This window comes from Micromonospora sp. NPDC007220 (assembly GCF_040634035.1).
GTDB classification, from domain to species: Bacteria; Actinomycetota; Actinomycetes; order Mycobacteriales; family Micromonosporaceae; genus Micromonospora; species Micromonospora reichwaldensis.
The window spans coordinates 193,112-219,749 of record NZ_JBEYEU010000009.1 but is presented as its reverse complement, the minus strand read 5'-3'; the positions used below and the strand labels follow the sequence as shown (position 1 = coordinate 219,749).

General features: G+C 74.5%; 21 protein-coding genes and 1 pseudogene. 7 read left to right on the top strand and 15 right to left on the bottom strand.

The window, feature by feature from the left end:
• Positions 1 to 182 precede the first annotated feature (182 nt).
• Entirely contained in the window at positions 183 to 1,595 is a 1,413-nt protein-coding gene (locus tag ABZ573_RS18955; RefSeq protein WP_327029370.1) for an MFS transporter, read from the top strand.
• Between the two features lie 97 nt (positions 1,596 to 1,692).
• Complete coding sequence (locus ABZ573_RS18950) at positions 1,693 to 2,082, top strand: globin (RefSeq protein ID WP_192581484.1); 390 nt, start codon at positions 1,693 to 1,695, stop codon at positions 2,080 to 2,082.
• Positions 2,083 to 2,170: 88 nt separating this feature from the next.
• On the opposite strand, the gene ABZ573_RS18945 is transcribed toward ABZ573_RS18950, so the two are convergent.
• The 4 genes from ABZ573_RS18945 to ettA all read right to left on the bottom strand — a co-directional run bounded on the left by ABZ573_RS18945 (position 2,171) and on the right by ettA (position 5,774).
• The gene (locus ABZ573_RS18945; RefSeq protein ID WP_151455969.1) at positions 2,171 to 2,758 is read right to left on the bottom strand and encodes a YbjN domain-containing protein; all 588 of its coding nucleotides are present in this window, start codon (positions 2,756 to 2,758) and stop codon (positions 2,171 to 2,173) included.
• Between the two features lie 149 nt (positions 2,759 to 2,907).
• Positions 2,908 to 3,561 (bottom strand): hypothetical protein, encoded by a 654-nt coding sequence (locus ABZ573_RS18940; protein WP_327031085.1) that lies wholly within the window; start codon positions 3,559 to 3,561, stop codon positions 2,908 to 2,910.
• Positions 3,562 to 3,629: 68 nt separating this feature from the next.
• A complete protein-coding gene (locus tag ABZ573_RS18935) occupies positions 3,630 to 4,076 on the bottom strand; it encodes a thioesterase family protein (protein WP_151457130.1) in 447 nt (148 codons plus the stop codon).
• Between the two features lie 21 nt (positions 4,077 to 4,097).
• A complete protein-coding gene (gene ettA, locus ABZ573_RS18930; protein ID WP_151457131.1) occupies positions 4,098 to 5,774 on the bottom strand; it encodes an energy-dependent translational throttle protein EttA in 1,677 nt (558 codons plus the stop codon).
• Between the two features lie 332 nt (positions 5,775 to 6,106).
• Between ettA and ABZ573_RS18925 the strand changes: the two genes are divergently transcribed.
• Both ABZ573_RS18925 and otsB read left to right on the top strand, forming a co-directional pair.
• Positions 6,107 to 7,507, top strand: coding sequence for a trehalose-6-phosphate synthase (locus tag ABZ573_RS18925; RefSeq protein WP_151457132.1), 1,401 nt, complete (start codon positions 6,107 to 6,109; stop codon positions 7,505 to 7,507).
• Entirely contained in the window at positions 7,504 to 10,107 is a 2,604-nt protein-coding gene (gene otsB, locus ABZ573_RS18920) for a trehalose-phosphatase (protein WP_358119434.1), read from the top strand. Before ABZ573_RS18925 ends, otsB begins: the two co-directional genes overlap by 4 nt.
• A 138-nt stretch (positions 10,108 to 10,245) precedes the next feature.
• Here the strand turns inward: otsB and cobA are convergent, their stop codons facing one another.
• The 3 genes from cobA to cobC form a co-directional block, all read right to left on the bottom strand.
• Positions 10,246 to 11,529: a uroporphyrinogen-III C-methyltransferase gene (gene cobA, locus ABZ573_RS18915; protein WP_358119431.1), complete on the bottom strand. Its 1,284-nt coding sequence runs from the start codon at positions 11,527 to 11,529 to the stop codon at positions 10,246 to 10,248.
• A gap of 70 nt (positions 11,530 to 11,599) precedes the next feature.
• Positions 11,600 to 12,766, bottom strand: coding sequence for a nicotinate-nucleotide--dimethylbenzimidazole phosphoribosyltransferase (locus ABZ573_RS18910; protein ID WP_358119477.1), 1,167 nt, complete (start codon positions 12,764 to 12,766; stop codon positions 11,600 to 11,602).
• Complete coding sequence (cobC, locus tag ABZ573_RS18905; protein ID WP_327029372.1) at positions 12,766 to 13,839, bottom strand: Rv2231c family pyridoxal phosphate-dependent protein CobC; 1,074 nt, start codon at positions 13,837 to 13,839, stop codon at positions 12,766 to 12,768. Before cobC ends, ABZ573_RS18910 begins: the two co-directional genes overlap by 1 nt.
• 121 nt (positions 13,840 to 13,960) lie before the next feature.
• Between cobC and ABZ573_RS18900 the strand changes: the two genes are divergently transcribed.
• A complete protein-coding gene (locus tag ABZ573_RS18900) occupies positions 13,961 to 16,093 on the top strand; it encodes a transglycosylase domain-containing protein (RefSeq protein ID WP_151456075.1) in 2,133 nt (710 codons plus the stop codon).
• 56 nt (positions 16,094 to 16,149) lie between these two features.
• On the opposite strand, the gene ABZ573_RS18895 is transcribed toward ABZ573_RS18900, so the two are convergent.
• Positions 16,150 to 16,719, bottom strand: a complete 570-nt coding sequence (locus ABZ573_RS18895) for a GNAT family protein (RefSeq protein ID WP_132239339.1) — start codon at positions 16,717 to 16,719, stop codon at positions 16,150 to 16,152.
• Positions 16,716 to 18,107, bottom strand: coding sequence for a cobyrinate a,c-diamide synthase (locus ABZ573_RS18890; RefSeq protein WP_151456074.1), 1,392 nt, complete (start codon positions 18,105 to 18,107; stop codon positions 16,716 to 16,718). The genes ABZ573_RS18895 and ABZ573_RS18890 overlap by 4 nt, the downstream gene beginning before the upstream one ends.
• Before the next feature lie 211 nt (positions 18,108 to 18,318).
• Between ABZ573_RS18890 and ABZ573_RS18885 the strand changes: the two genes are divergently transcribed.
• Positions 18,319 to 19,146: an SURF1 family protein gene (locus ABZ573_RS18885; RefSeq protein ID WP_192581491.1), complete on the top strand. Its 828-nt coding sequence runs from the start codon at positions 18,319 to 18,321 to the stop codon at positions 19,144 to 19,146.
• A 19-nt stretch (positions 19,147 to 19,165) separates the two neighbouring features.
• Here ABZ573_RS18885 and ABZ573_RS18880 read toward each other — a convergent pair whose 3' ends face one another.
• From ABZ573_RS18880 to ABZ573_RS18865, 4 genes and pseudogenes are all read right to left on the bottom strand, one after another.
• Complete coding sequence (locus ABZ573_RS18880) at positions 19,166 to 20,746, bottom strand: ATP-dependent DNA ligase (RefSeq protein WP_151456072.1); 1,581 nt, start codon at positions 20,744 to 20,746, stop codon at positions 19,166 to 19,168.
• A gap of 87 nt (positions 20,747 to 20,833) precedes the next feature.
• The gene (locus tag ABZ573_RS18875) at positions 20,834 to 21,040 is read right to left on the bottom strand and encodes a hypothetical protein (RefSeq protein WP_151456071.1); all 207 of its coding nucleotides are present in this window, start codon (positions 21,038 to 21,040) and stop codon (positions 20,834 to 20,836) included.
• A 77-nt stretch (positions 21,041 to 21,117) separates the two neighbouring features.
• Complete coding sequence (locus ABZ573_RS18870) at positions 21,118 to 22,470, bottom strand: dipeptidase (RefSeq protein ID WP_192581493.1); 1,353 nt, start codon at positions 22,468 to 22,470, stop codon at positions 21,118 to 21,120.
• Between the two features lie 7 nt (positions 22,471 to 22,477).
• Positions 22,478 to 23,193, bottom strand: a pseudogene (locus ABZ573_RS18865) (hypothetical protein); the annotation flags it as partial.
• A gap of 192 nt (positions 23,194 to 23,385) precedes the next feature.
• Here ABZ573_RS18865 and ABZ573_RS18860 point away from each other — a divergent pair.
• Positions 23,386 to 23,787 (top strand): rhodanese-like domain-containing protein, encoded by a 402-nt coding sequence (locus tag ABZ573_RS18860; protein WP_151456079.1) that lies wholly within the window; start codon positions 23,386 to 23,388, stop codon positions 23,785 to 23,787.
• 295 nt (positions 23,788 to 24,082) lie between these two features.
• Here ABZ573_RS18860 and ABZ573_RS18855 read toward each other — a convergent pair whose 3' ends face one another.
• Both ABZ573_RS18855 and ABZ573_RS18850 read right to left on the bottom strand, forming a co-directional pair.
• A complete protein-coding gene (locus ABZ573_RS18855; protein WP_327029373.1) occupies positions 24,083 to 25,627 on the bottom strand; it encodes a cobyric acid synthase in 1,545 nt (514 codons plus the stop codon).
• Positions 25,624 to 26,637: a cobalamin biosynthesis protein gene (locus tag ABZ573_RS18850; RefSeq protein ID WP_327029374.1), complete on the bottom strand. Its 1,014-nt coding sequence runs from the start codon at positions 26,635 to 26,637 to the stop codon at positions 25,624 to 25,626. The genes ABZ573_RS18855 and ABZ573_RS18850 overlap by 4 nt, the downstream gene beginning before the upstream one ends.
• Position 26,638 lies beyond the last annotated feature (1 nt).

The following is a 26,638-nucleotide window of genomic DNA, read 5'->3' as shown; positions in this document are numbered from 1 at the left end:
GTATCGTCCGTTCGTTCAGTCGGAGATGCGACGATCAACCCCTTCGCCCTAGCCACTCGTCGGACGATCGGGCAAAATCCGGTGCAACGCGCTCCCCCGGAGCGTGATCACGTCCTCGCTGATCCGTAGATCTGACGACGGTTCCCGGGCCGTCCATCACGAGTGGCCCGCTCAGGGGAACGATGGAGGCGACGGTGCCTGACGAGCGACCATCCCCGGAAGGGCCGGCAACCTTCCGCGAGGTGTTCGCCAATCGCGAATACGGCGCCGTCTTCACGGCCAGCGCGCTCTCCTGGATCGGCGACTACATCGCCAAGGCCGCGGTCACCCTGCTGGTCTACGAGGAGACCCGGTCCGTCGCGCTCTCGGCCGCCGCCTTCGCGGTGAGCTACCTGCCCTGGCTGGTCGGCGGCCCCCTGCTCGCCACGCTCGCGGAGCGGCACCGCTACCGGCAGGTCATGGTGATCTGCGACCTCGTCCGGATGGTGCTGATGGTGTGCATCGCCATCCCCGGCGTGCCCGTCCCGATGATCCTGGCCCTGCTCTTCGCCACCACGCTGGCCAACCCACCGAGCCAGGCCGCCAAGTCGGCGCTGATTCCCCTGGTCCTCACCGGGGACCGCCTGGTGGTCGGGCTCTCGATGATCAGCAGCGTCGGCCAGGCCGCCCAGGTCGTCGGCTACCTGGCGGGCGCGGCCATCGCCGCCTTCAACCCCACCACCGCGCTCCTGGTGAACGCGGCGACCTTCGCCCTGTCGGCCGCGCTGGTCCGCTTCGGCGTGGCCGACCGACCGACGGCGATGACCGCCGCGCACCGCAGCCACCTGCTGCGGGAGACCGCGCAGGGCTTCCAGATCGTGTTCGGCACCCCGGTGCTGCGGGCCATCGCCGTGCTGGTCTTCGCCGCCATGCTCTTCTCCGTGGTGCCGGAGGGCCTCGCCGCCGCCTGGGCGAGCGAGCACGCCGGCCAACTGGACGCCGGCGCCGCGCAGGCGATCATCATGGCGGCGAACCCCGTCGGCTTCATCCTCGGTGGCCTCGTCGTCAGCCGGGCGTTCGGGCCGGACCGCCGGCTGAGCCTGATGCGGCCGTTGGCGGTGCTCTCCCCGCTGGCCCTGGTGCCCGCCCTGCTCGACCCGCCGCCCCTGGTGGTGGCGCTGCTCGCCGCGGCCTGCGGGTTCGCCGTCGCCGGCATGCTGCCGGTGGCCAACGGGCTCTTCGTCCGGGCGCTGCCCGACGGCTTCCGGGCCCGCGCCTTCGGCGTGATGGCGACCGGCGTCCAGGTCATCCAGGGCATGGCCGTCCTGGTCACCGGGTTGCTGGCCGAGCGATACTCCATCCCGCTCGTGGTCGGGGTGTGGAGCGCCGTCGGGGTGCTGCTGATGACGCTCGCCGCCCTGCGCTGGCCGAGCCGGTCGACGATCGACGCGGCGATCGAGGCGGCCCAGCAGGGGGGCGGAGCGGCCCCCCGGCAGGCAGCCGGCCCCGCCTCCCCGGCGGGCGCGCAGGGGCGGCCCGTGGAGGAGCGGTCCGGCGGGCCGGCGGGCCGCTGGGCGGTCGCCCCGGCGAGGCGGGACGGCGGCAGCACGCGGTGACCCGACCCACAGCCGGCACCCCCCGCTCGGCCGACGTGGCACCTGGCAGGATGGAACGGTGAATGCCGCAGGTGAGTCCGACCGTCCCGGTGCGTCGATGACCCTCTTCGAAGCGGTCGGCGGCGAGCCCACTTTCCGCAAGCTGGTGGACGAGTTCTACGCCGGGGTCGCCGACGACCCGCTGCTGCGCCCCATGTATCCGGAGGAGGACCTGGGCCCGGCTGCGGACCGGTTGACCCTGTTCCTCATGCAGTACTGGGGCGGCCCCAACACGTACTCGGCGCAACGGGGGCACCCGCGACTGCGGATGCGCCACGCGCCGTACCGGATCGGCGCCGCCGAGCGGGACGCGTGGCTGCTCCACATGCGCCGCGCCGTGGACCGGCTCGACCTGCCGCCGGAGATCGCCACCGCGCTGTGGGACTACCTGGAGCGGGCCGCCTACTTCATGGTGAACGCGATGGAGGACCCGGCGGGGCCGGCCTGACCGGGCCGCCCCTCGGGTGCCCGGCAGGTGCCGGGCGGCCCGTCGGCGTTCGCCCGGGCACCGGATCGCCCGGCGGGCGTCCGGCGCCTCAGAGCAGGGCGCCCTCGTCGTGCAGCCAGTCCACGAAGCTGGTGGCGACCGCCGCGCCGCAGTCGAGCATCTCGACCAGCAGCGCGTCGTGCGCCCCGGCACCGAACGGCACCTGCAACTCCGCGTAGATCGGCAACTGGCCGCGCTCGGTCGGGTCGCCGATGTAGGCCTTGCAGAAGCGGCGGGTGTGGTTCCACTCGTTGACCACGCGGTAGGCGCGGTCGGCCCAGTCCGGCGGCACCGTCGCGTGTGGACGGGCCCGCATCACCAGGATCTCGTCCTCCGGACCCTCCAGTGTGACCAGCACGGCGTGCCGCTCCCACATGGCCAGCAGGTTGCCGTCGCCGTCGGCCAGGTAGCGCACGTCGAGCCTGTCGAGTGCGTCGCAGACGCGGCGTAGGGTGACCGGCTCGACCGTGGCGGGCATGTCCGCGATCACGGCTCGCTCCGTCGGCGGGCAGTCGTCTCCCGGCTGACGGGGGGTCGGTGGTCCGACCCGGACGGTGCTCTCCACTGTGACCCCGCTCCGCCTTTCCGGGTCGCCGCCGCCGTTGGCGGGACCGGGGCGCCATGACCACCACGGCATCGCTCGCGCACCTCACTCCCCAGCGGATCCACTCGCCTACGGTGCGTTGGATCCGAGGATGGACGGTACCCGGACAGCCGGGTTGAAGCACCCCCCCAACGGCAGCCCCAGGACAGAAGAATGACCGAGGGTCAGCCGAACGGATGAATTCAGAGGGGCCGCACGGCAAGTTCGGTGGCCTTCTGCGACCATATCGCTCCGTACGGTCCCACCAGGCCGACCCATCGGCCAACCGTTCGCACCTGGACGTCGCCCCCGCCGACCGTCCCGGCCACCCCCTCGGCGGGTCCCAGGAAGCCCATCCGGACCACCCCCTGGACCATCCGCTGGGTCACCTCGACCGGCTCGCCTGGCGGGTCCTCCGGGGTGACCACCACGGGCACGTGGTCGAGCAGCGCGTCCCGCAGCGCCCGCTGCCCCACCGCACGCCCGCCGACGCCGTGGGTGCTGGCGTCGCGCAGGGCTCCCGCTGCCGCCGCCGCGATCCGCCGCAGCTCCACGCCCGGCAGCGTCTCCACCCGGCGGCTCGCCGCGGGCGGCAGCGGCCACCGCCACCGCTCGTCCCGCCGCGTCGGCAGGGCCGCGCCGCCCGCCGCCAGCTCGGCCAGCAACTCGCGGGCCGGGACCGTGGCGTCGCCGGGGCCGTCGCCGGCCACCGTGCGGACGACCAGCACGCCCCACGGCAGACGCCCCCAGAGGGCCGTACGGCCCGTCGCGCCGGCCGACCTGAGCCGGACCGGCGCGTCGCCGTCCAGCCGGACGAGACGGGCCAGGAAGGCCCCCGCGTCGGCCGCGTCGGCGATCCCGTGCCCACCGGCGACCGTCCCGCCGCCACCGGCCCCCGCCGGGGCGACCGGCCCGCCGGCCGCCGTCACGCCACCCCGCCCTGCGGCGCGTACGTGAGCAGGAACGTGCGCTCCTCCGGGGTGATCCGCCGGGGCCGCTGCCGGGTCAGGTCGAACGGCACCAGCACCGAGCGGGCCCGGCTGGCCAGCACCTCGCCGTCGAAGAGCTCGTAGGCGACGGTGAAGGACGCGCCCCGGATCTCCTCCACCCACAGCTCGATGCGCACGGTGGGGGCGGCCTCGGCGGTGGCCCGGCCGAGGGCGTACTCGACCGGGCGCAGGTAGTCGATCTCGTGCCGACTGATCACGACGCCGTCGGCGAACGAGCCCACCCCCCACGCCCGGCCGCCGGCGAACATCAACGCCACCCGCGCCTCCTCGTAGAGGGTGAGGAAGCGCGAGTTGTTGATGTGGCCGTACGCGTCCAGGTCGGACCACCGCAGGGTGCAGTGGTAGACGAAGCGGTCGCTCATGATCGGCTGCGGTCCGCGCTCTTAGTCACGGGTCAGCTTGCGGTAGGTCACGCGGTGCGGGCGGGCCGCCTCCGCGCCGAGCCGGTCGATCTTGTTCTTCTCGTACGCCTCGAAGTTGCCCTCGAACCAGAACCAGCGGGACGGGTCCTCGTCGTCGCCCTCCCAGGCCAGGATGTGCGTGGAGACCCGGTCGAGGAACATCCGGTCGTGGGAGATGACCACGGCGCAGCCGGGGAACTCCAGCAGCGCGTTCTCCAGGCTGGAGAGGGTCTCGACGTCCAGGTCGTTGGTCGGCTCGTCGAGCAGGATCACGTTGCCGCCGATCTTCAGCGTCAGCGCCAGGTTGAGCCGGTTGCGCTCGCCGCCGGAGAGCACCTTGGTCGGCTTCTGCTGGTCCGGCCCCTTGAATCCGAACGCCGCGATGTACGCCCGCGACGGCATCTCGACCTTGCCCACCATGAGGTAGTCCAGGCCGTCGGAGACGACCTCCCAGACGCTCTTGTCGCCGTCGAGGCCCTGCCGGTTCTGGTCGACGTACGACAGCGAGACGGTGGGGCCGACCCGGACCTCGCCGCCGGTCGGCTGTTCCAGCCCGACGATGGTCTTGAACAGCGTGGTCTTGCCGACGCCGTTGGGGCCGATGATGCCGACGATGCCGTTGCGCGGCAGCGAGAACGACAGGTTGTCGATCAACAGCCGGTCGCCGAAGCCCTTGCTGAGGTTCTGCGCCTCGATCACCGTGTTGCCCAGGCGCGGGCCCGGCGGGATCTGGATCTCCTCGAAGTCGAGCTTGCGGGTCTTCTCCGCCTCGTTGGCCATCTCGTCGTAGCGGTCGAGTCGGGCCTTGGACTTGGTCTGCCGCGCCTTGGCGTTGGAGCGGACCCACTCCAGTTCCTCGGTGAGCCGCTTCTTCATCTTGGCGTCGCGGCGGCCCTCGACGGCCAGCCGGGCCGCCTTCTTCTCCAGGTAGGTGGAGTAGTTGCCCTCGTAGCCGATGGCCCGGCCGCGGTCCAGCTCCAGGATCCAGCCGGCCACCTTGTCCAGGAAGTACCGGTCGTGGGTGATCGCCATGACGGTGCCGGCGTACTTGGCCAGGTGCTGCTCCAACCAGGAGACGCTCTCCGCGTCCAGGTGGTTGGTGGGCTCGTCGAGCAGCAGCAGGTCGGGCGCCTCCAGCAGCAGCTTGCACAGCGCCACCCGGCGGCGCTCGCCACCGGAGAGCTGGGTGACGTCGGCGTCCGGCGGCGGGCAGCGCAGCGCGTCCATCGCCAGTTCGAGCTTGGAGTCGATGTCCCACGCGTCGAGGTGGTCCAGCTCCTCCTGGAGCCGGCCCATCTCCTCCATCAGCTCGTCGGAGTAGTCGGTGGCCATCTGCTCGGCGATCTTGTTGAACCGCTCCAGCTTGGCCTTGGTCTCGGCGACCGCCTCCTCGACGTTGCCGAGCACGGTCTTGGCGTCGTTGAGCGGGGGCTCCTGGGCGAGCATGCCGACGGTGTAGCCGGGCATCAGCCGGGCCTCGCCGTTGCTCGGCTTGTCCAGCCCTGCCATGATCTTGAGGAGGCTGGACTTGCCGGCGCCGTTGGGGCCGACCACACCGATCTTGGCCCCCGGCAGGAAGCTCAGCGTCACGTTGTCGAGCACGACCTTGTCGCCGTGCGCCTTGCGCGCCTTTTCCAGGACGTAGATGTACTGGGCCACGGTGTGGGCTACCTCCGTAGGGTTGCGACTGGGATCGGCGGGCGCGGGCGCGGGCTTCGACCTCCGCCCGCCGCCGCCGGCCGGTGGCCGGCCGCACGCACGCCATCCTCAATCCTGACAGGTACGCGGCGTCGCGCCCACATCACCCCGCCCCCGAACCTCCGGACGCGTCGCGCCACCCCTGCTTCCGAGCAGGGGTATCGACAAGATCACGCCAAGGGTTGGACCATCGTGGGAAGGGTAGGTGACTCCGGCACGGGGCCCCAGAAGCCGCAGCTACGCTCAGTACGCTCATTCGCGGTTGACCCGTCAGCACCCGGAGGTGGCCGAACGTGACCGTCCGCAGCTCCTTTGTCGTAGTGGCGAACCGGCTACCCGTCGACGAGGTGAGCACCCCCGAAGGACGGCAGTGGCGTCGCAGCCCCGGGGGGCTGGTGACCGCACTGCACCCCGTCCTCGCCGAGCACCAGGGCACCTGGGTCGGCTGGGCCGGTGGCACCGGCGCCGCCCCCGAGCCCTTCGACCTGGAGGGCATCCGGCTGCACCCGGTGCCGCTGAGCGCGGAGGAGCTGGAGCGCTACTACGAGGGCCAGTCCAACGCGACGATCTGGCCGCTCTACCACGACGCGGTGGAGACGCCCGCCTACAAGCGCCGCTGGCGTGAGGCGTACCGCCTGGTCAACGCCCGTTTCGCGGAAGCCGCGGCGGAGGTCGCGGCCGAGGGGGCGACGGTCTGGGTGCAGGACTACCAGCTCCAGCTCGTCCCGGCGATGCTCCGCGAGCTGCGGCCCGACCTGCGGATCGGCTTCTTCCTGCACATCCCGTTCCCGCCCATCGAGCTGTTCATGCAGATGCCGTTCCGCACCGAGATCCTGCGCGGCCTGCTCGGCGCCGACCTGGTCGGGTTCCAGCAGCGCCTCGCCGCGCAGAACTTCGTCCGGCTGGCCCGGCACCTGCTCGGGCTGCGCTACGAGGGGCAGATGATCCAGGTCGACGGGCGCCAGGTGAAGGCCGGCGCGTTCCCGATCTCCATCGACACGAAGGAGATGGAGCGGCTGGCCGCCGACGCGGCGATCCAGGCCCGGGCGAAGGAGATCCGCGAGGAGCTGGGCAACCCGAAGACGATCATCCTGGGCGTCGACCGGCTCGACTACACCAAGGGCATCGAGTTGCGGCTCAAGGCCTTCCGCGAACTGCTGGCTGACGGAAAGTTGACAGTTCCCGACGCGGTCATGGTGCAGGTCGCCACGCCCAGCCGCGAGCGCGTGGAGCACTACCAGGCACTACGCGTGAAGGTGGAGCGGGAGGTCGGCCGGATTAATGGCGAATTCGGCAGGGTCGGCGTGCCGGCGGTGCATTATCTGCATCAGTCGTACAGTCGCACTGAACTCGCCGCGATGTACGCCGCCGCCGACGTGATGATGGTGACCCCGCTGCGAGACGGAATGAACCTGGTAGCCAAGGAGTACGTCGCATCGCGCGCCGACCAGGGCGGTGCACTCGTGCTCAGCGAGTTCGCCGGCGCCGCCACCGAGCTGCGTCAGGCGTTCCTGTGTAACCCGCACGACCCTGACGCGGTCAAGGACGCCCTGCTGAGGGCCGTGCACGTCGAGAAGCCGGAGGCACGCCGCAGAATGCGGACAATGCAACGCCATCTTCGCACCCACGACGTGGGGCACTGGGCGAAGTCCTTCCTCACCGAGCTCGGTGTGCCTCAATCGGAGGACGCGTGAACGCCGCCAGCGAGATCGTCACCCCGGCGGCCGGCACGATGGACCCGGAACTGCGGGCGGCCATCGGCCGCATCGCCCGGGTACCCCAGCTTCTGATCGCCTGCGACTACGACGGCACCCTGGCGCCGATCGTGGAGGACCCGAGCAAGGCCGTGCCGCTGCCGGAGTCGGTGGCGGCCGTCCGGGCGCTGGCCGCCCTGCCCCAGACCACCGTGGCGGTGGTCTCCGGGCGGGCCCTGCGCGACCTGGCCGCCCTCTCCCGGCTGCCCAGCGAGGTCCACCTCGTCGGCAGCCACGGCTCCGAGTTCGACATCGGCTTCGTCGAGCGGCTCTCCCCCGAGCTGATCGCGGTCCGCACCCGGCTGCGCGACGCCCTGCGCGAGATCGCCTCGGCCCACCCGGGAATCCGGCTGGAGCGCAAGCCGGCGAGCGTCGCCGTGCACACCCGCGGGGTAGCCCCCGAGATCGCGGCTGCCGCCATCGAGGCGGTCCGCAGCGGCCCCGCCACCTGGGACGACGTCACCGTCACCCAGGGCAAGGAGGTCATCGAGCTGTCGGTGGTCGCCACGCACAAGGGCACGGCCGTCGACCAGCTGCGCACCCAGCTCTCCGCCAGCGCGGTGCTCTTCATCGGCGACGACGTCACCGACGAGAACGCCTTCGGCAACCTGCACGGGCCGGACGTCGGCATCAAGATCGGCCCCGGTGACACCCAGGCCGGCTACCGGGTCGCCGAACCGATCGAGGCCGCCCGCGCCCTCGGCCTGCTGCTGGAGACCCGGCGGCACTGGCTCTTCGGCGAGCGCGCGGTGCCCATCGAGCGGCACTCGATGCTGGCCAACGGGCGGACCGTGGCCCTGCTCACCCCCGAGGCCAAGGTCACCTGGCTCTGCCACCCCAAGCCGGACTCGGCGGCGATCTTCGCCGACCTGGTCGGTGGCAGCCCCGCCGGGCACTTCAGCGTGGCCCCGGAGCGCGGGGGCATCCCGCTCGGGCAGCGCTACCGCTCGGGGACGATGACCGTCGAGACCCGGTGGTCGGGCCTGACCGTCACCGACTGGCTGGACAAGCCGGCCAGGGAGACCACGCCGGACGGCCCGGCCGTCGTGACCGGCGACTCGACAATGGTCCGGGTGCTCACCGGCTCGGGCCGGGCCCGGCTGGAGTTCGCGCCCCGGCCCGAGTTCGGCCAGGTCGCGGTGCAGTTGCAGCCGATCGGCGACGGTCTGCTGGTGCTCGGCTCCAACGAGCCGGTCGCGCTCTACTCGCCCGGGGTCGAGTGGCAGGTCACCAACGACGGCGGCTACGAGACGGCCAAGGCCGTCGTCGACCTCTCCGCCTCCGGTGGGCAGGTCGTGCTGGAGCTGCGCTTCGGCACGCACAGCCTGGAACACCACCGGATGTCGGTCCACGAGCGGCAGTCCCTGGCCGAGCAGCCCTGGAAGGACTGGGTGGCCACCCTGCGGCTGCCGAGCACCGCCCGGGACCTGGTGGTCCGCAGCGCGCTGACCCTGCGCGGGCTCTGCCACGAGGCCACCGGCTCGATCCTGGCCGCCGCGACCACCTCGCTGCCGGAGGAGCTGGGCGGCGTCCGCAACTGGGACTACCGCTACTGCTGGCTGCGGGACGCGGCGATGACCGCGCGGTCCCTGGTCGACCTGGGCTCGATCGAGGAGGCCGAGGCGCTGCTGCGCTGGGTCGACGGGTGCATCGAGCGCACCGGCGGGCACCCGGAGCGGCTGCACCCGCTCTACACGGTGGACGGCTACGAACTGGGCGCCGAGGCGGTCATCGACACCCTGCCCGGTTACGCCGGCTCCCGGCCGGTCCGGGTCGGCAACCTCGCCAACCACCAGCTCCAGCTCGACGTCTTCGGCCCGATCGCGGACCTGATCGCGGCCGTGGCCGACGCCCGCGGCTCCGTCCGCGAGGACGAGTGGCGGGTGCTCGACAACATGGTCGAGGCGGTCCGCCGCCGCTGGCACGAGCCCGACCACGGCATCTGGGAGGCCCGCCTCCCCCCGCGGCACCACATCTTCTCGAAGGTGATGTGCTGGATGACCGTGGACCGGGCGCTGCACGTCATGCGCCAGCACGGCGGCGAGGACCGGCCGGAGTGGGTGGAGCTGCGCGACCGCATCGGCGCCAACGTGCTGGAGTACGGCTGGCACGAGACCGTCGAGGCCTACAGCGTGGCGTACGGGGACGAGGAGATGGACGCCTCGTCGCTGTGGATCGGGCTCTCCGGCCTGCTCCCCGGCGACGACCCGCGCTTCCTCTCCACCGTCCTGCGGATCGAGGCGGACCTGCGCAGCGGCCCGGTCGTCTACCGCTACCACTGGGACGACGGCCTGCCCGGGCGGGAGGGCGGCTTCCACATCTGCACGGCGTGGCTCATCGAGGCGTACCTGCGCACCGGACGGCGTACCGACGCCGAGGAGCTGTTCTCGCAGATGGTGGACACCGCCGGCCCGACCGGCCTGCTGCCCGAGCAGTACGACCCGATGGCCGAGCGCGGGCTGGGCAACCATCCGCAGGCCTACAGCCACCTCGGCCTGATCCGCTGCGCCCTGCTGCTGGACAACATGCTCAAGCAGTGACCTGACCGGCGACGACGGCGGCCGGAGACTGTGTCTCCGGCCGCCGTCGTCATCCCGTCTGACTCTGCCCGGTCGAACCCGAGCCGCCCCACGGGCAACGCCCACCGGGAATTTCCGGGCAGCCCGCTCGCGCAGGGATCAAGCCTGACCGCCCGGAGCGAGTGGGCTGCCCGGAAATTCCTCAGGTCCAGCCCCGGCGAGAGCGTCGACCACGTCCCCCAGCACCACCACCGCGGGCGGGCGCAGCCCGGCGGCCGCCACGTCGGCGGCCACCGCGCCGAGCGTGGAGCGGAGCACCCGCTGCGCCCCGGTCGTCGCCTCCTGCACCACGGCGGCCGGTGTCTCCGCCGGCTTGCCGTGCGCGATCAGCGTCGCGGTGATCGCCGCGAGGTTCTTCAGCCCCATCAGCACGACCAGCGTGCCGCGCAGCCCGGCCAGCGCCTCCCACCGGACCAGGGAGGCCGGCGAGTCGGGTGCGACGTGCCCGGAGACCACGGTGAACTCGTGGGCCACCCCCCGATGGGTGACCGGGACGCCCGCCGCGGCCGGAGCCGCGATCGAGCTGGTCACGCCGGGCACCACGGTCACCGGCACGCCGGCCGCCGCGCAGGCCAGCAGCTCCTCGCCGCCCCGGCCGAAGACGTACGGGTCGCCGCCCTTGAGCCGCACCACGAACTTCCCGGCCAGGGCGCGGTCCACGAGGATCCGGTTGATCTCCTCCTGGCCCCGGGACGGGCCGTACGGGATCTTGGAGGCGTCCACGAGTTCGACATCGGGGCGCAGCTCGTCGAGGAGCAGCCCGGGGACGAGCCGGTCGGCGACCACCACGTCCGCCTCGGTGAGCAGCCGCCAGCCCTTGACGGTGATCAGCTCCGGGTCGCCCGGACCGGCCCCCACCAACGCAACCCGCCCACCCTGTGTGGATGGCAGGGACCCTTCCTCCACCGCAGGCGTCGACGGGGGGCCCTTCCTCACGTCCAGGAGGGCGCGGACGGCGTCGCGGACGGCCATCGCCCGGCGCGGGTCGCCTCCGCCGAGCACCGCCACGGTCACCGGGCCGTGGCGGGTCACCGTCGGCGTCCATGCGGTGGCGGCGGCGCGGTCGTCGGCGCGTACGCAGAAGATGCGACGCTCGGCGGCGGCGGCGCTGACCGACGCGGCGGCGAGCGGGTCGTCGACCGCGACCTGGACCAGCCACGCGCCGTCCAGGTCGTCGGGGGCGAACCGGCGCGGCGCCCAGTGCAGCCGTCCGGCGTCGACGTGCGCGCGCAGCGCCGGGGTCAGCTCGGGCGCGACGAGGAAGACGTGCGCCCCGGCGTCGAGCAGGGCCGGCACCCGCCGGGTGGCCACCGCTCCCCCGCCCACCACGACCACCCGGCGGCCGGCGAGCCGCAGGCCGAGCGGGTACGGGTTGCCGCTCACGCCGCCGCCCCGCCCTGCTCGCCGGCGACGGCGGAACGCGACACGCCTGCGGGCCGCTCGCTCCGGTCCCTCACTTCTCGGCCACCCCCGCCGAGTCGAACGTGGCCACCTCGTGCAGCACCCGGACCGCGCCGGTGACCACCGGCAGCGCGAGCAGCGCGCCGGTGCCCTCGCCCAGGCGCAGCCCGAGGTCGATCAGCGGCGCCAGGCCCAGCCGGCGCAGCGCGACCGTGGCCCCCGGCTCGGCGGAGCGGTGCCCGGCCACCATGGCGGCCACGGCGTGCGGCGCGAGGGCCGCCGCGGCAAGGGCCGCGGCGACCGCGATCACCCCGTCCAGCAGCACCGGCGTGCGGCGGGCGGCGGCGCCCAGGATCAGCCCGGCCAGCGCGGCGTGCTCCAGCCCGCCGACGGCGGCCAGCACGCCCAGTGGGTCTGCGGGATCGGGATCGTGCCGGCGCAGCGCGGCCCGCACGACGTCGACCTTGCGGGCGTACGTCGGGTCGTCGACCCCGGTGCCCCGGCCCGTCGTCTCCGCCGGGTCGATGCCGGTGAACGCGGCGATCAGGGCGGCGGCCGGCGTGGTGTTGCCGATGCCCATGTCCCCGGTGAGCAGGATGCCCGCGCCCGCGTCGATCAGCTCGTCGGCCACCCGGATGCCGGTCTCGACGGCCGCGCGGGCCTCCTCGCGGGTGAGCGCGGCGGTCACCGCCAGGTCCCGGGTGCCGGGGCGGACGTTCGCCGCGACCAGCCGGGGCGCGTCGCGGGCCGACAGGCTGTCCGCCGGGGGCCGGGTGAGCGGAACGGCCGGCGCGCCATCGGCGGCCAAGGCACCCGCCGAGCCGTCGGCGAGCGGGGCACCCGCCGGGGTGCCGGTGGCCGGGAGCGGGGTGGCCACGCCGACGTCGACGACGGTGACCGAGGCACCGGCCTGCCGGGCGAACGCGTTGACGACCGCGCCGCCGGCCAGGAAGTTGCCGATCATCTGCGCGGTGACCTCCTGCGGCCAGGGCGTCACCCCCTGGGCGTGCACGCCGTGGTCACCGGCGAAGATCGCGACCGCGGCCGGCTCGGGCAGCGGCGGCGGGCAGTGCCCGGCGAGGCCGGCGAGGCGTACGGAGAGTTCCTCCAGGGCGCCGAGCGAGCCGGCGGGCTTGGTCAGCCGCCCCTGCAACTCCCGCGCGGCGGCCATCGCCGACTCGTCCGGCGGCCGGATCGCCGCGATCGTGGTCTCCAGCATCATGCCTCCAGGATCTCCGCCAGTACCTCGGTGAACGCGTCGGTGGTGGCCGTGTCGCGCACGGCGATCCGCAGCCAGTCCGGGCCGAGACCGGGGAACGTGTCGCCCCGGCGTACCGCCCAGCCGCGCTGCCGCAGGGCGACCCGCACGTCGGCGGCCCCGGGGACGTGCACCAGCACGAACGCGCTGGCGGGACGGCCGGCGACGCGTACGCCGGGCAGGGCCGACAGGCGGGCGACCAGGTGGTCGCGGTCGGCGGCGAGCCGGGCGGCGATGGCGCGCTCGGCCTCGACCGCGACGGGCGTGGCGCAGGCCGACGCGGCGGCCAGGGCGGGGGTGGAGACGGCCCAGAGCGGCTGGGCCGCGGCCAGCCGCTCCAGCAGGTCCGCCTCGCCGAGCAGGTAGCCGATGCGCAGACCGGCCAGGCCCCAGGTCTTGGTGAGGCTGCGGACCACCAGCAGGCCCGGCAGGTCCCGCCGGGCGGCCAGCGACTCCGGTTCGCCGGCCACGCCGGGGGCGACGGTGGTGTCGGCGAACGCCTCGTCGACCACCAGCACCCGGCCGGGTCGGGCCAGGGCGGCCAGGTCGCCGGCGGGGTGCAGCACCGACGTCGGGTTGGTCGGGTTGCCGATCATCACGAGGTCGGCGTCGGCGGGCACCCGGGCCGGGTCGAGCCGGAAGTCGTCGTCCGCGCCGAGCAGCACCCGCTCGACCTGGTGCCCGGCGGCGCGCAACGCCGCCTCCGGCTCGGTGAACTGCGGGTGCACCACCACCGGTCGGCGTACCCCGGCGAGCGCCCGGGCGAGCAGCACGAAGCCCTCGGCCGCGCCGGCGGTCAGCAGCACCTCGGCCGGCGGGCGGCCGTGCCGGGCCGCGACGGCGGCCCGTGCTGGCCCCGGGTCGGGGTACGCGGCGAGGTCGCCGAGCGCGGCGGTGATCGGGTCGGCCAGCCAGTCCGGCATCGCGTCGCGCCGCACGTTGACGGCGAGGTCGACGAGCCCCGGCCCCACCTCGGCGTCGCCGTGGTGGGTGAGGTCGGGTTCGGGGAGGGTCCCGGTCGGCTGACCACGCATGTCCGCGATCCTGCCGGGAAGGTGCCGCGCGGGACAGCGGATCCCGGCGTGGGCCGCATCACCACACGGGCGTTTATGAATATTTCTCAGGTACGAATCGGAAATGTCATAACTTGAGCGTGTGAGCAATCGACCCCTTGCCGCCGCTGGTCGTCTCGTTCCCCTCCTCCGCGCCGGACTGATCGCCGGGATCGTGGTCGCCGCCGTGGCGTACCCCGTGGCCGCCGCCACCGGCCTCGGCGCCAAGGTCACGGCGCACGCCATGGAACACAAGACCGAGATCCTCACCACCGCGCTGCCGGCCGAGACGTCGTACGTCTACGCGCCGGACGGCAAGACGGTGCTGACGATGTTCTACGAGGAGTACCGGCAGTACACGAAGCTGGCCGACATCTCCCCGCACATGCAGCAGGCGATCGTCGCCGCCGAGGACAACCGCTTCTACCAGCACCGGGGCGTCGACCCGAAGGGCGTCGCCCGCGCCTTCGTGGCCAACGCCCGCTCCAGCGGCGTCTCCCAGGGCGCCTCCACGCTCACCATGCAGTACGTGCGGATGGCGCTGCGGGACAGCGCGAAGACGCCGAAGGAGGTGCAGGAGGCCACCCAGCAGACCAGCCTGCGCAAGGTCCGCGAGATGCGGATGGCGATGGACCTGGAGAAGGAACTCAGCAAGGACGACGTCCTGGAGCGCTACCTCAACTCCGCGTACTTCGGGCACCGCGCGTACGGCATCTACGCGGCCAGCGAGATCTTCTTCTCCAAGGCCCCCAAGGACCTCAGCCCCGTCGAGGCGGCCACCCTCGCCGGCCTGGTCAAGTCCCCGTCCGAGTACGACCCGGCCAGCTCCGACCAGAAGGACGCCACCGGCCGGCGCAACTACGTGCTCGACCGGATGGCCCAGCTCGGCTACCTCTCGCCGGACGCCGTCACGCAGGCGAAGACCGAGCCGATCCGGCTGAAGCTGACGTACCCGCCGAACGACTGCGCCTCCGTGCCCGAGAAGTGGAACAGCTGGGGCTTCGCCTGCGACTACCTGAAGAACTGGTGGAGCACGCAGCCCGCGTTCGGCGAGAACCGGCTGGAGCGGTTGGACAAGCTGCGCCGGGGCGGCTACCGGATCGTGCTCAGCCTCGACCCCAAGATCCAGGAGGCGGCCGAGCAGAACGTCGGCACCAAGGAGAACACCGGCAGCCCCTTCGCCAACGGCATCGTGGTCTCCGAGCCCGGCACCGGGCGGGTCAAGGCGATGGCGGTGAACCGGACGTACTCGCTGGACCTGAGCGAGAACGGGCAGAGCTCCAACCCCGAGGCCGGGCCGAAGGTCAAGGCGAACTACCCGAACACCGTGGCGCCCCTGCTCGGCGGCGGCGACCTGGCGGGCTACCAGGCCGGCTCGACGTTCAAGATGTTCCCCATGCTGGCCGCGCTCAACGCGGGCATGCCGCTGTCCACCTCGTTCAACGCACCGCACCGGTACCGCTCCGAGGTCTACGACGGTTGGTCGCCGTCCAACGCCAGCGGCGCGATGAGCGGCAACCAGACCATGTGGTCCGGCTTCGGCAAGTCGGTGAACACGTACTTCGTGTGGCTGGAGGAGCAGGTCGGCGCGGACAAGGCGGTCCGCCTGGCCGAGCAGCTCGGGCTGCGCTGGCGCACCGACGTCGACCGGGAGCACGCGTCCCCGGCCAAGGCGAAACAGTGGGGCGCGTTCACCCTCGGCGTCTCCGACGCCACGCCGCTGGAGATGGCCAACGCGTACGCCGCGATCGCCGCGGACGGCCGCTACTGCGAGGCGATCCCGGTGCAGGCGATCTACAACCGGGACGGCACGCCGACCACCTGGAAGACCGCCTCCGGCATCGAGCGGGAGGTCGCCAAGCCGCGCTGCCGGCAGGTGGTGAACGCCGACGCCGCCCGCGCCGCCACCGACGCCGCCCGCTGCCCGACCGGCGACACCCCGGCCCGCGGCAGCTGCGGCGGCTGGTCGACCGCGGACAGCGTGCGGGGCACCGTCGGCCGCCCGGTGGCCGGCAAGACGGGCACCACCGACAGCACGCGGTCGGCCTGGTTCGTCGGCTACACGCCGGAACTGGCGGCGGCGAGCTTCATCTCCGACCCGGACAACCCGTTCAACGCGGTCGGCGACGGCCAGTCGCAGATCCCGATCAAGGCGGTGGCGCAGACCCTCCGCGACGGCCTCAAGGGCCAGCCCACCCGCCAGTTCACCCCACCGTCGGACCGCATCGTCGGCTGAGCCGGGGTCGCACGGCCACCGGCCCCGGTCCCGGTGCCGCCCGGGGTCGGGGTGGGTCAGCGCAGGTCGGCGGAGACGAGGGACCAGACCTCCAGGTCGACCCGGCCGCCCCGGACGAAGCCGGCGTTGCGGAGCAGGCCCTCATAGCTGAACCCGGCCTTCTCGGCGACCCGTCGGGAGGCCAGGTTGCCGGGAGCGACCCGCAGCTCGACGCGCTGGAAGCCGTGTTCGAGGATCAGCGCGATGGCGAGCGCGTCGACCGCCTCGGCCGCCAGGCCGAAGCCCCGCGCGTGCGCCGCCATCGCGTAGGAGACCTCGGTGCACCGGGCGCCCCAGTCGGTGCGCCGCGTCCACAGGCAGCCCACCACCAGGTCGTCCTCCCGGCGTACCACCGCGTAGTGGTCGCCGTCGCCGCTGTCGCGCCGCTGCCGCGCCAGGTCGGTGCACCAGGCCAGGCCGTCGATCTGCCCGGAGGTGTCGGCCAGCGGCAGCCACCGCCGGGTCTGCCGGTCGGCGAAGACCTCGTCGGCCGCCGCCGCGTCGGCCCCGGTCAGCGCGCGTACCTCGGTGCGGGGCGTGGAGACGGTCAGCGCCGGAAAGCGACGGACCGCCACCTGACCGATCACGCGGGCACCCCGTCGGGCCGGGCGGTCGCGGGGTCGGCCGCCGCCGCCACCGCCGCGTCCACGAGGCGGGCCGCCAGCTGCGGGTACGCCGCCCAGTGCAGGGTGAGCTGCGAGGCGTGCACGCCCCGCCAGACGAAGCCCTCGGGTGCCCCGCCGTCCCAGCTCCACGCCGGCCGCGCCCCGGCGCGCGGGGTGAGCACGCCGCGGTGCTCCTTGTGCCCCGCCACCACCGTGCCCGCCGGCCCCACGAGGCTGTCGGTCAACGCGGTCGCCTGCCGGTAGCCCACCACCAGGCCGTCGCGGCGCGTCCCCACCGCGTCGAGCACGCCGCACATGGGCAGCCCGTCCAGTTCCCGGGCCAGCCAGAGCAGGCCGGCCCCCTCGGCGACGACCGGCCGCCCGGTGCGGGCCAGCTCGGCGACCGCGATGCAGAGCCGGCGGTTGGCGGAGAGCTGCTCGGCGTACGACTCGGGCAGCCCGCCGCCGACGACCAGCGCGCCGGTGCCGGCGGGCAGCGCCTCGTCGTGCAGCGGGTCGACCGTCACCACCTCGGCGCCGGCCGCCCGGAGCAGCTCGACGGCCTCGGGATCGCTGTAGCTGCCGCCCGGCGCCCCGGCGACCGCGACGACCGGGCGCGGCCCGGCGACCTCCCGCCCGGGCTGCGGCGTCCAGGGCGGCGCGGGCAGGGGCGGCGCGGAGCGGGCCAGGCCCAGCAGCCGGTCCAGCTCGACGGTGGCGGCGACCGCCTCGCCGAGCCGGCGGACCGCGCGGGTGGCCTCGTCGGTGCGGGCGAGCGCGGGCACCGCCCCGTACCGGCGGGCGGGCAGCACGGACGGCAGGTCCTGGCGGCGCAGCGCGCCGTAGACGGGCACGCCGATGTCGTCCAGCGCCGCGCGCAGCAGCTCCTCGTGCCGGGAGGACGCCACCCGGTTGAGGATCACCCCGCCGAGCCAGAGCTGCTCGTCGTACGAGCGGAAGCCGTGCACCAGGGCGGCCACCGACTGCCCCGTCGCCGCGACGTCGACCACGAGCACGACCGGGCTGCGCAGCGCGGTGGCCACGGCGGCCGTCGACTCGCTCTCCGGGCGGCCGGCGAGGCTGTCGTACAGGCCCATGCTGCCCTGCACCACGGCGAGCCCGGCGCCGGCCGCGCCGTGGCCGACGAGGGGGGCGATCCGGTCGGCGCCGACCAGCCGGGGATCGAGGATCCGACCGGGGCGGCCGGCGGCCAGCCCGAGGTACGCGGCGTCCACGCGGTCGGGGCCGACCTTGAACCCGGCGACGTCGACGCCCCGGTCGGCGAACGCGGCGAGCAGCCCGATCGCCAGCGCGCTCTTGCCGTGGCCGGAGGACGGCGCGCTGAGCACCAGGCGCGGCACGACGGTCATCATCGACTCCCTTGCGGGGCGGCGGGGGGACCTGCGGCGGGCCGACCGCGCGGTCCGCCCGCGTGACGATAGCCGAAGCGGCCGCCGCGCGGTCGCCGCCGAACGGGCCCGCCGGCGGTGTATGGCGTCGCCGGGCGGAGTCGTCGACACCCCGCCCGGGCCCGCGATGGGGGCTGTCGCAGCGAGTGCCTCCGGTCACAGGGGTAGCCTCGTGGGCGTGTACCGGTTCCTGCTGACGCCGCGCTGGCTGGGCATTCTCGCACTGACCCTGGTCGCCTCGGCGGTGATGGTGCTGCTCGGCAACTGGCAGCTGGACCGCTACCACGGCCGTACGGAGGCCAACGAGCGGATCGACGCCGGCCTGCGGATGGCCCCGGTGCCGCTGCGGGACGTGCTGCCGGCCCCGACGGGCGGCAACGGCACGGCCGGCCCCGCCCCCGTCGCGGAGAAGGCCTGGACCAAGGTCACCGTGACCGGCCGCTACGACCCGGCGAACGTGGTCCTGGTCCGGGGCCGCTCGGTGGACCGCACGGTCGGCTTCGAGGTGGTCGCCCCGCTCGTGCTGGCCGACGGCACGGCTGTGCTGGTGGACCGGGGCTGGATCCCGCCGGCCCGGGGCGGCGACGCGACCGTCCAGCCGGAGGTGCCGGCCCTCCCGCCCGGCGAGGTCACCGTGACGGGGCGCGTGCACCTGAGCGAGAGCGGCTCGGTCGCCGTGACCCGGCGTGACGGCAAGCTGGAGACCCGGCGGATCGGCGTGCCCCGGCTGGCCCGGGAGCTGCCCTACCCCGTGCACGGCGCGTACCTGCTGCTCGACGAGCAGACCCCGGCGGCCGACCCCGCGTTCAAGGACGTGCCGGTCGGATACAACAACAACTGGCAGAACTTCGGCTACGTCGTGCAGTGGTGGATCTTCGCCGCGATGACCCTGTTCGGCTACGGCTGGGTGGCCCGCCGGGAGGCCCGTCGGCTGGCGGGCGTGGGACCGCGGCAGCCCGTCGACCGGGCCGCCGAGCCCGCGCCGCAGGGCGCCGCCTGACCCGCCCCGCCAACCCCGCTCAGCCGGTGACGCGGCCGGCGTGGATGGCGCGTACGGCGTCGATGGTGTCGGCCTCCGCCGCCGTCTTGTCGTCGCGGTAGCGCACCACGCGGGCGAAGCGCAGCGCCATCCCGCCCGGGTAGCGGGAGCTGGTCTGCACCCCGTCGAAGGCGATCTCGACCACCTGCTCGGGGCGGACCCGCACCTCCCAGTCGCCGTGCTCGACGGCGAGGGCGAGGAAGCGCTCGGTCTGCCAGCGCAGCAGCTCGTCGGTGAGGCCCTTGAACGTCTTGCCGAGCATGACGAAGTCGCCGGTGCGCGGGTCGCGGGCGCCGAGGTGCAGGTTGGACAGCCAGCCCTCCCGCCGGCCGCTGCCCCACTCGACCGCGATCACCACCAGGTCGAGGGTGTGCCGGGGCTTCACCTTCACCCAGGCGGATCCCCGCCGGCCGGCGTCGTAGGGTGCGTCGGGCGCCTTCACCACCACCCCCTCCTGGCCGGCGTCGATGGCGGCCGCGAACGCCTCGCCGGCCCGCTCCGGGTCGTCGACCTCCACCCGGCCGACCACGAGCGAGGCGTCGACCGCGGCGTCGAGCGCGGCCCAGCGCTCCCGGCCGGGCAGGTCGATCAGGTCGTCGCCGTCGAGGTGCAGCAGGTCGAAGAAGTACGGCGTCAGCACGGTCGCGCCCGTCGCCCCGGCGGCGGCCACGGCCGGGGCGACCGGGGCGGCGCCGGTGCTGCTCGGCGTGGTGCGCCGCGCCGCCCGGCTCGACGTCTGCTGGAAGGGCAGCGGACGGCCCGTCTCGTCGAGCCCGATCGCCTCCCCGTCGAGCACCAGCTCGCGTGCGGGCAGCGCCCGCACGGCGGCGACCACCTCCGGCACCCGGGCGGTGATGTCGTCCAGGCTGCGGGTGAACACGGCGATGTCGTCGCCGGAGCGGTGCACCTGGATCCGGATGCCGTCGAGCTTGACGTCGACCACGGCGGGGGTGCCCGTCGCCGCGAGCGCCTCGTCCACCGAGGGCGCGCTCTGCGCCAGCATCGGCGCGAGCGGGCGGCCGACCTGGAGGCCGAAGGCGCCCAGCGCCGCCGCGCCCCCGTCGAGCGCGGCGACCGCGACCGCGCGCAGGTCACCGGCGAGCAGCAGCGCCCGGCGTACGGCGACGAGCGGCACGTCGGCGGCCCGGGCCACCGCGTCGGCGAGCAGCCCCGCCTGCGCGCCCTGGCGCAGCTCACCGCTGAACAGGCCGGTCAGCAGCCGCTGCTCCTCGGCGGTGGCGGCGGCGTAGAGCGCGCCCAACAGCGCCCGGCGGCGGGCCTGGGAACCCGGCCCGTGCACGGACGCGATCTCGTCGATGGCCGCGTCGACGGCGGACACGGTCAGGGTCGGCTCGGTGGCCGGCGGCGGCAGGTCACGCAGGCTCGCCCAGCCGACCCCGGTCTGCCGCTGGCGCAGCTCGCCGGCCAGCCAGCCGGCGCCCGCCGGGACCTCGGACGGGTCGAGCGCCCGCAACGCGGCGGCGAGCAGCTCCACCTTGGTCCGCCGGGCCCGGGTGGCGCCGACGGCGGCGGAGGTGGCTGCCAGGTCGAGGAACCGCACGGCTCCATCCTGCCAGCCACCCCCGACACGACCCCGGGCATTGCCGTGCCCGGGCGCCGGAAAACCTCCGCCCGCCGGGATGGCGGGTCAGGCCGAGACGGGTTCCTCGATGCGCAGCCCGCGGGCGCGGATCTCCTCGGCGACCCGGGAGAGCACCGTGTCGAGAGCGACCAGCGCGGCGGACAGGTCGCCGAGCTGTTCCTTGAGCGTGTCCTCGGACCACGCGGAGACGTCGACGTCCCCCAGGGCGCTGACGGCGGCGTCGAGCCGGCCCATCACCTCATTCGTACGCATGTTCGAGAGGCTATAACAACCCGACCGGCGACACACCGCAAACTCCCACATCGACCCGGAAGTTACGGTTCCGACACCTAACGCCCGTCGACGCCCGCCTCGGCGACCTTCTTCAGCAGCAGCGCCTCGGCCAGGCAGACCCGGGCGAACTCCCCGAGGTGCAGGCTCTCGTTCGGGCCGTGCGCCCGGGCCTGCGGGTCCTCCACGCCGGTCACCAGGATCGCCGCGCGCGGGAACATCTCCTGGAAGGTGGCGATGAACGGGATCGAGCCGCCGATGCCGAGGTCCACCGGGTCGGTACCGTCCCAGGCGGTCCGGAACGCCGAGCGGGCCGCGTCGAACATCGGCCCGGACGCGTCGATGACGCACGGCGCGCCGTCGTGCTCGAAGACGACTGTCACCCGCGCGCCCCACGGGGCGTGCTTCTCCAGGTGGGCGCGCAGGGCCGCGTACGCCCGCTTCGGGTCGTCGCCCGGCGCCAGCCGTACGCTCAGCTTGGCCCTGGCCGCCGGCACCAGGGCGTTCGGCGCCTCGGCGGTGGACGGGGCGTCGATGCCGAGCACCGCGAGGGCCGGCTTGGTCCAGAGCCGCTCGGTGATCCGTCCGGTGCCGATGAGGCTGACGCCCTCGGCCAGCCCCGCCTCGGCGCGGAACCGGTCCTCCGGGTAGTCGACGCTCGCGCCCTCCCGGGCGACCAGCCCGTCGACGGCCACGTCCCCGGCCTCGGTGTGCAGGGTGGCCAGCAACCGCGCCAGGGCGGTCAGCGCGTCCGGCACGGGACCGCCGTAGACGCCGCTGTGCACGGCGTGGTCGAGGGTGCGCACCTCCACGAAGCAGTTGACGATGCCGCGCAGGGACGTGGTCAGCGCCGGTACGCCGATGTCCCAGTTGGTGGAGTCGGCGATCACGATGACGTCCGAGGCGATCTCGTCGCGGTGCTCGGCGAGCAGCCGCTCCAACGAGTCGGAGCCGTACTCCTCCTCGCCCTCGACGAAGAGCACCACGCCGACCGGCAACGCGTCACCGTACGCGCGCAGCGCCGCCACGTGCGCCATGATGCCGGCCTTGTCGTCGGCGGCGCCCCGGCCGTAGAGCCGACCGTCCCGCTCCACCGGCTCGAACGGGTCCGACTCCCACAGCGTCAGGTCGCCGACCGGCTGCACGTCGTGGTGGGCGTAGAGCAGCACCGTCGGCGCCCCGGGCGGGGCCGCCTTCCGCCCGATCACGGCCGGCTGGCCACCGGAGCGCACGATCTTGACGTCGAGACCGCAGCCGCGCACCAGCTCGGCCACCGCCTCGGCGGAACGCTCCACGTGCGAGTGGTCGAAGCCCTCGAACGCGATGCCGGGAATGCGGACGAGGCGTTCCAGGTCGGCGCGGACGCCGGGCAGCTCCCGCTCGACGGCGGCCCGGACCTCGGACTCGGACATGAGGGGTGTGGTCATGACCGGCATCGTATGCCGGCCTTACCGACCGGCCCATCCCGCCCGAGGCCGGAGTGACGGTTCGGTACCGGCCGGCCCGACCGCTCAGCGGCGGCGCACGTAGTAGCGGTCGGCGTCGTGCGGCAGGCCCGGGGCGCCGTCGACCACCAGGTCCGCGCGCGCCTCGGTGCCGTCGGCGGCGAAGTGCGACCGCTCCCCGAGGTGCCAGCGACGCAGCTCCGGCAGGATCTCCGGGCCGTCGCGCTCGATCGCCCGGGCCAGCCGCAGCGGCGCCGGGGCGGTGACGAAGACGGCCAGGGTCAGGTCCGCGGTGGCGGCGGCCCGCGCCGCGCTCACCCCCTCGACGAGGAGCACCGGCGCGACCGGGACCGGCACCGGGCGCGGCAGGAAGGCCCGCCGGACCCAGCTGAACCGGCGGTACGCCCCCGGCCGACCGGCGCGCAGCGGCCCGAGCACCCACTCCTCCAGCCGGGGCCAGAAGGTGAGCTGGTCGTCCCAGCCGTCGAGCAGGTCGTCGGTGTGCACCACCGGCGGCGGGCTGCCGCCGGGCAGGGCGGCGAGGGCGTCCGCGAGCCGCGCCGCGAACGCGCTCTTGCCCGCGCCGCTCGGCCCGTCCACCGCCACCAGCCGGGTCCGCCCCAACCGCGCCGGCCCGGCGAGCACCCGCCGGGCCAGCCGGTCGTACGCCTCGACCACCGCCACCGCCACGTGCCCGACGGTAACCAGGCCGGGCCCCCCGTCACGGAGCGGGCCTGCGGTGACGGGCGGCCCGGCGTCGGCGGGCCGCGCGGGACGCTCCGATCGGGGGTCGCCCGAACGAGCGTTCGTCGGGTGCGGCGGGGCGTTCGGCGGGCGGACTCCGCGACGGGGCGGGATGATCTGCTGGTGTCCCACAGCGTGATGAGTCCGGGCGTCGACGCCCTCCTGGAACAGGCCCGCGCCGGGGTACGCCGGCTGACCCCGCACCAGACCGTCGAGGCGGTCCGTACCGGGGCGTTGCTTATCGACACCCGCACCGACACACAGCGGCAGGAGCAGGGCGACCTGCCCGGCGCCATCGTGATCGACCGGACGGTGCTGGAGTGGCGACTCGACCCGGCCAGCGCATGGCGGATCCCGGAGGCCACGGCGTACGACCAGCGGATCGTGGTGGTGTGCCGCCAGGGCTACAGCTCCAGCCTCGCGGTCGCGAGCCTGCGGGCGCTCGGGCTGCACCTCGCGACCGACATGATCGGCGGCGTGCAGGCCTGGCGCGAGGCGGGGCTGCCCATGTCCGACCGCCCCGCCGACATCCGCCCCTGACCCACCGCCCGGCACCCCGCACCCCGACCCCGCCCCGCAGCCCGCAGCCCGCAGCCCGCAGCCGAGGCGATGATCAAGAGGTTTGCGCCCTGATTCGAGCCTCCACAGGACGCAAACTTCTTGATCACCCCCGCGAGACGTGGCACAGGGGGGGTGCGAGGGCGGGCGGGGTGCGGGTGCGGGTGCGGGTGGGGGTTGGCAGGGCGGGGGTGGTGGGGCGCACCCGGGGGTCCGCGAGGCCGCCGTGGTGGGCACACCGCACTCCGACCTCGGGTCGGGGATTCCTGGGGTTCGGTCAGGGGGTTTCCGGGGCTCCGGGTGGGATGAAGGGGAGGCCGGCGGGCGGGCCGGACTCGACGAGGCGCCAGAGGGCGTCGGTGTCGAGGTGCTCCTCGACCAGGTCGCCGAGCAGGTCCAGGGAGCGCTCGCGGGCGGCGGCGAAGGCGGTGTCGGGGGCCACCGTGAAACCGGTGCGGCCGGCGAGCCGGGCCACCTCGGTCAGGAACCGGCGGCGGAACCCGTCGGACTCGAAGGCACCGTGCCAGTGGGTGCCGTGCACGGCACCGACCACGGCTCCCTCGCCGCTGCCGTCCGCGCAGGTCAGCAGCGGGGTCAGCGCCGGGTCGGCATGTGAGACGTACCCGTGGTGGATCTCGTAGCCGTGGACCGGGACGTCGCCACGGGCGGTGCCGACCGACTGCCGGACGGTCTTGCGCGGGTCGAAGGTGACCTCGATCGGCAGCAGGCCCAGCCCCGGCACGCTGCCCTGCCGGCTCTCCACCGGGTCGTGGATCGCCCGGGCCAGCATCTGGAAGCCGCCGCAGATGCCGAGCAGCGGCTTGCCGGCCGCCGCGTGCGCCAGGACGGCGTCGGCCAGGCCGGTCTGCCGCAGCCAGGCCAGGTCGGCCACGGTCGACTTCGAGCCGGGCAGCACGACGAGGTCGGCGGCGGCTAGTTCGGCCGGCTCGACGGTCAGCCGGACCCGCACTCCAGGCTCGGTGGCGAGCGCCTCGACGTCGGTGGCGTTGCTGATCCGGGGCAGCCGGACCACGGCCACGTCCAGCCAGTCGGTGCCGCGCGGGGCCGCCGGTCGGCCGAGCACCCGGCCGTACGCGAGCGAGTCCTCCGCGTCGAGCCAGAGGTCGAGCGCCCAGGGCAGCACCCCGTACGTCGGCCGGCCGGTGACCTGGCGCAGCATGTCCAGCCCCGGCCGGAGGAGCCCGAGGTCGCCCCGGAACTTGTTGATCACGAAGCCGGCGATCAGCGCCTGGTCGGCCGGGTCCAGCAGGGCGAGGGTGCCGAACATCGAGGCGAAGACCCCGCCCCGGTCGATGTCGCCGACCACGATCGCGGGCAGGCCGGCGTGCCGGGCCAGGCCCATGTTCACGTAGTCGCCGGCCCGCAGGTTGATCTCCGCGGGGCTGCCGGCGCCCTCGCAGATCACCACGTCGTACGCGGCCCGCAGCTCGGCGAGCGCCGCGTACGCCGTCTCGGCGAGCCGGGGCCGCAGCTCGCGGAAGTTGCCCGCGGTGACCGTGTCGACGGCCTCGCCGAGCAGCACCACCTGGCTGGCCAGGTCGCTGCCCGGCTTGAGCAGCACCGGGTTGAACCGCAGGTCGGGGGCGAGTCCGCAGGCGGCGGCCTGCATCGCCTGCGCCCGCCCGATCTCGCCGCCCCGGCCGTCCGGGCCGACGACGACGGCGGAGTTGTTGGACATGTTCTGCGCCTTGAACGGCGCCACCTTCACGCCCCGGCGGTGCAGCCAGCGGCAGATGCCGGCGGTAAGCACGCTCTTGCCGGCGTCGGAGGTGGTGCCGGCGACCAGCAGGCCACCGCTCACCGGCGCCCCTCCCGCCCGGCGGCGACGCTCCGCTGCGCGGCCCGGCGGCCGACGGCGCCCACCAGCCGGCCGAGGGTCAGCGGGTACGTGGCGGCCAGCCCGAGCGCGGCCAGCCCGACCGCGCCCGAGATCCGGGCGGCCCGCTTGAGGTGCCGCGCCTCGGGACGGGGGCCGTCGCCGAGGAACGGGCGTACCTCGGAGCGCCCGAAGTAGACGTTGCGCCCGCCCAGCCGTACGCCGAGGGCGCCGGCCATCGCCGCCTCGCACTGCCCGGCGTTCGGGCTGGGGTGGTCGTTGCGGTCCCGGCGCCACACGCGCCACGCCCGGTCCCGGTCGCCGTGCGCGGTCGGCGCGACCGCGACGGTGAGCAGGCCCGTCAGCCGCGCGGGCACCAGGTTGAGCAGGTCGTCGAGGCGGGCGGCGGGGGTGCCGAACCGGGCGTACCGCGGCGAGCGGTGGCCCACCATCGCGTCGAGGGTGTTCGCCGCGCGGTACCCGAGCAGGCCGGGCAGCCCCGCGACGGCGCCCCACAGCAGCGGGGCGACGACCGCGTCCGAGGTGTTCTCGGCGAGCGACTCCACGGTGGCGCGGGCCAGTTCGGGCTCGTCGAGCGCGGACGGGTCCCGGCCGCAGAGGTGGCCGAGCCGCTGCCGGGCGGCCGGGAGGTCGCCGGCGCGCAGCGCACGCCCCATGACGGTGGCCTCGTGCCGCAGCGTGCGGCCGCCCAGCACCGTCCAGGTGCCGGCGGCGACCAGGACGGCCCGGGCCACCGGCCGGCGCCGGGTGGCGACGGTGGCGGCCACGCCGAGCAGCACCGGCGCGCCGACCGCCAGCGCGGTGAACGCCGCTCCGGCAAGCCGGTCCGGGCGGTACGTCCGCCGCTCCAGTGCCCCGGCGGCGCGACCGAAGCCGGCCACGGGGTGGTACCGGCGGGGGTCTCCGAGGAGCGCGTCGAGGGCGTACCCCGCGACCAGTCCCGCCGCGGTCGCCACCGGCGTCGCCTGTCGCACC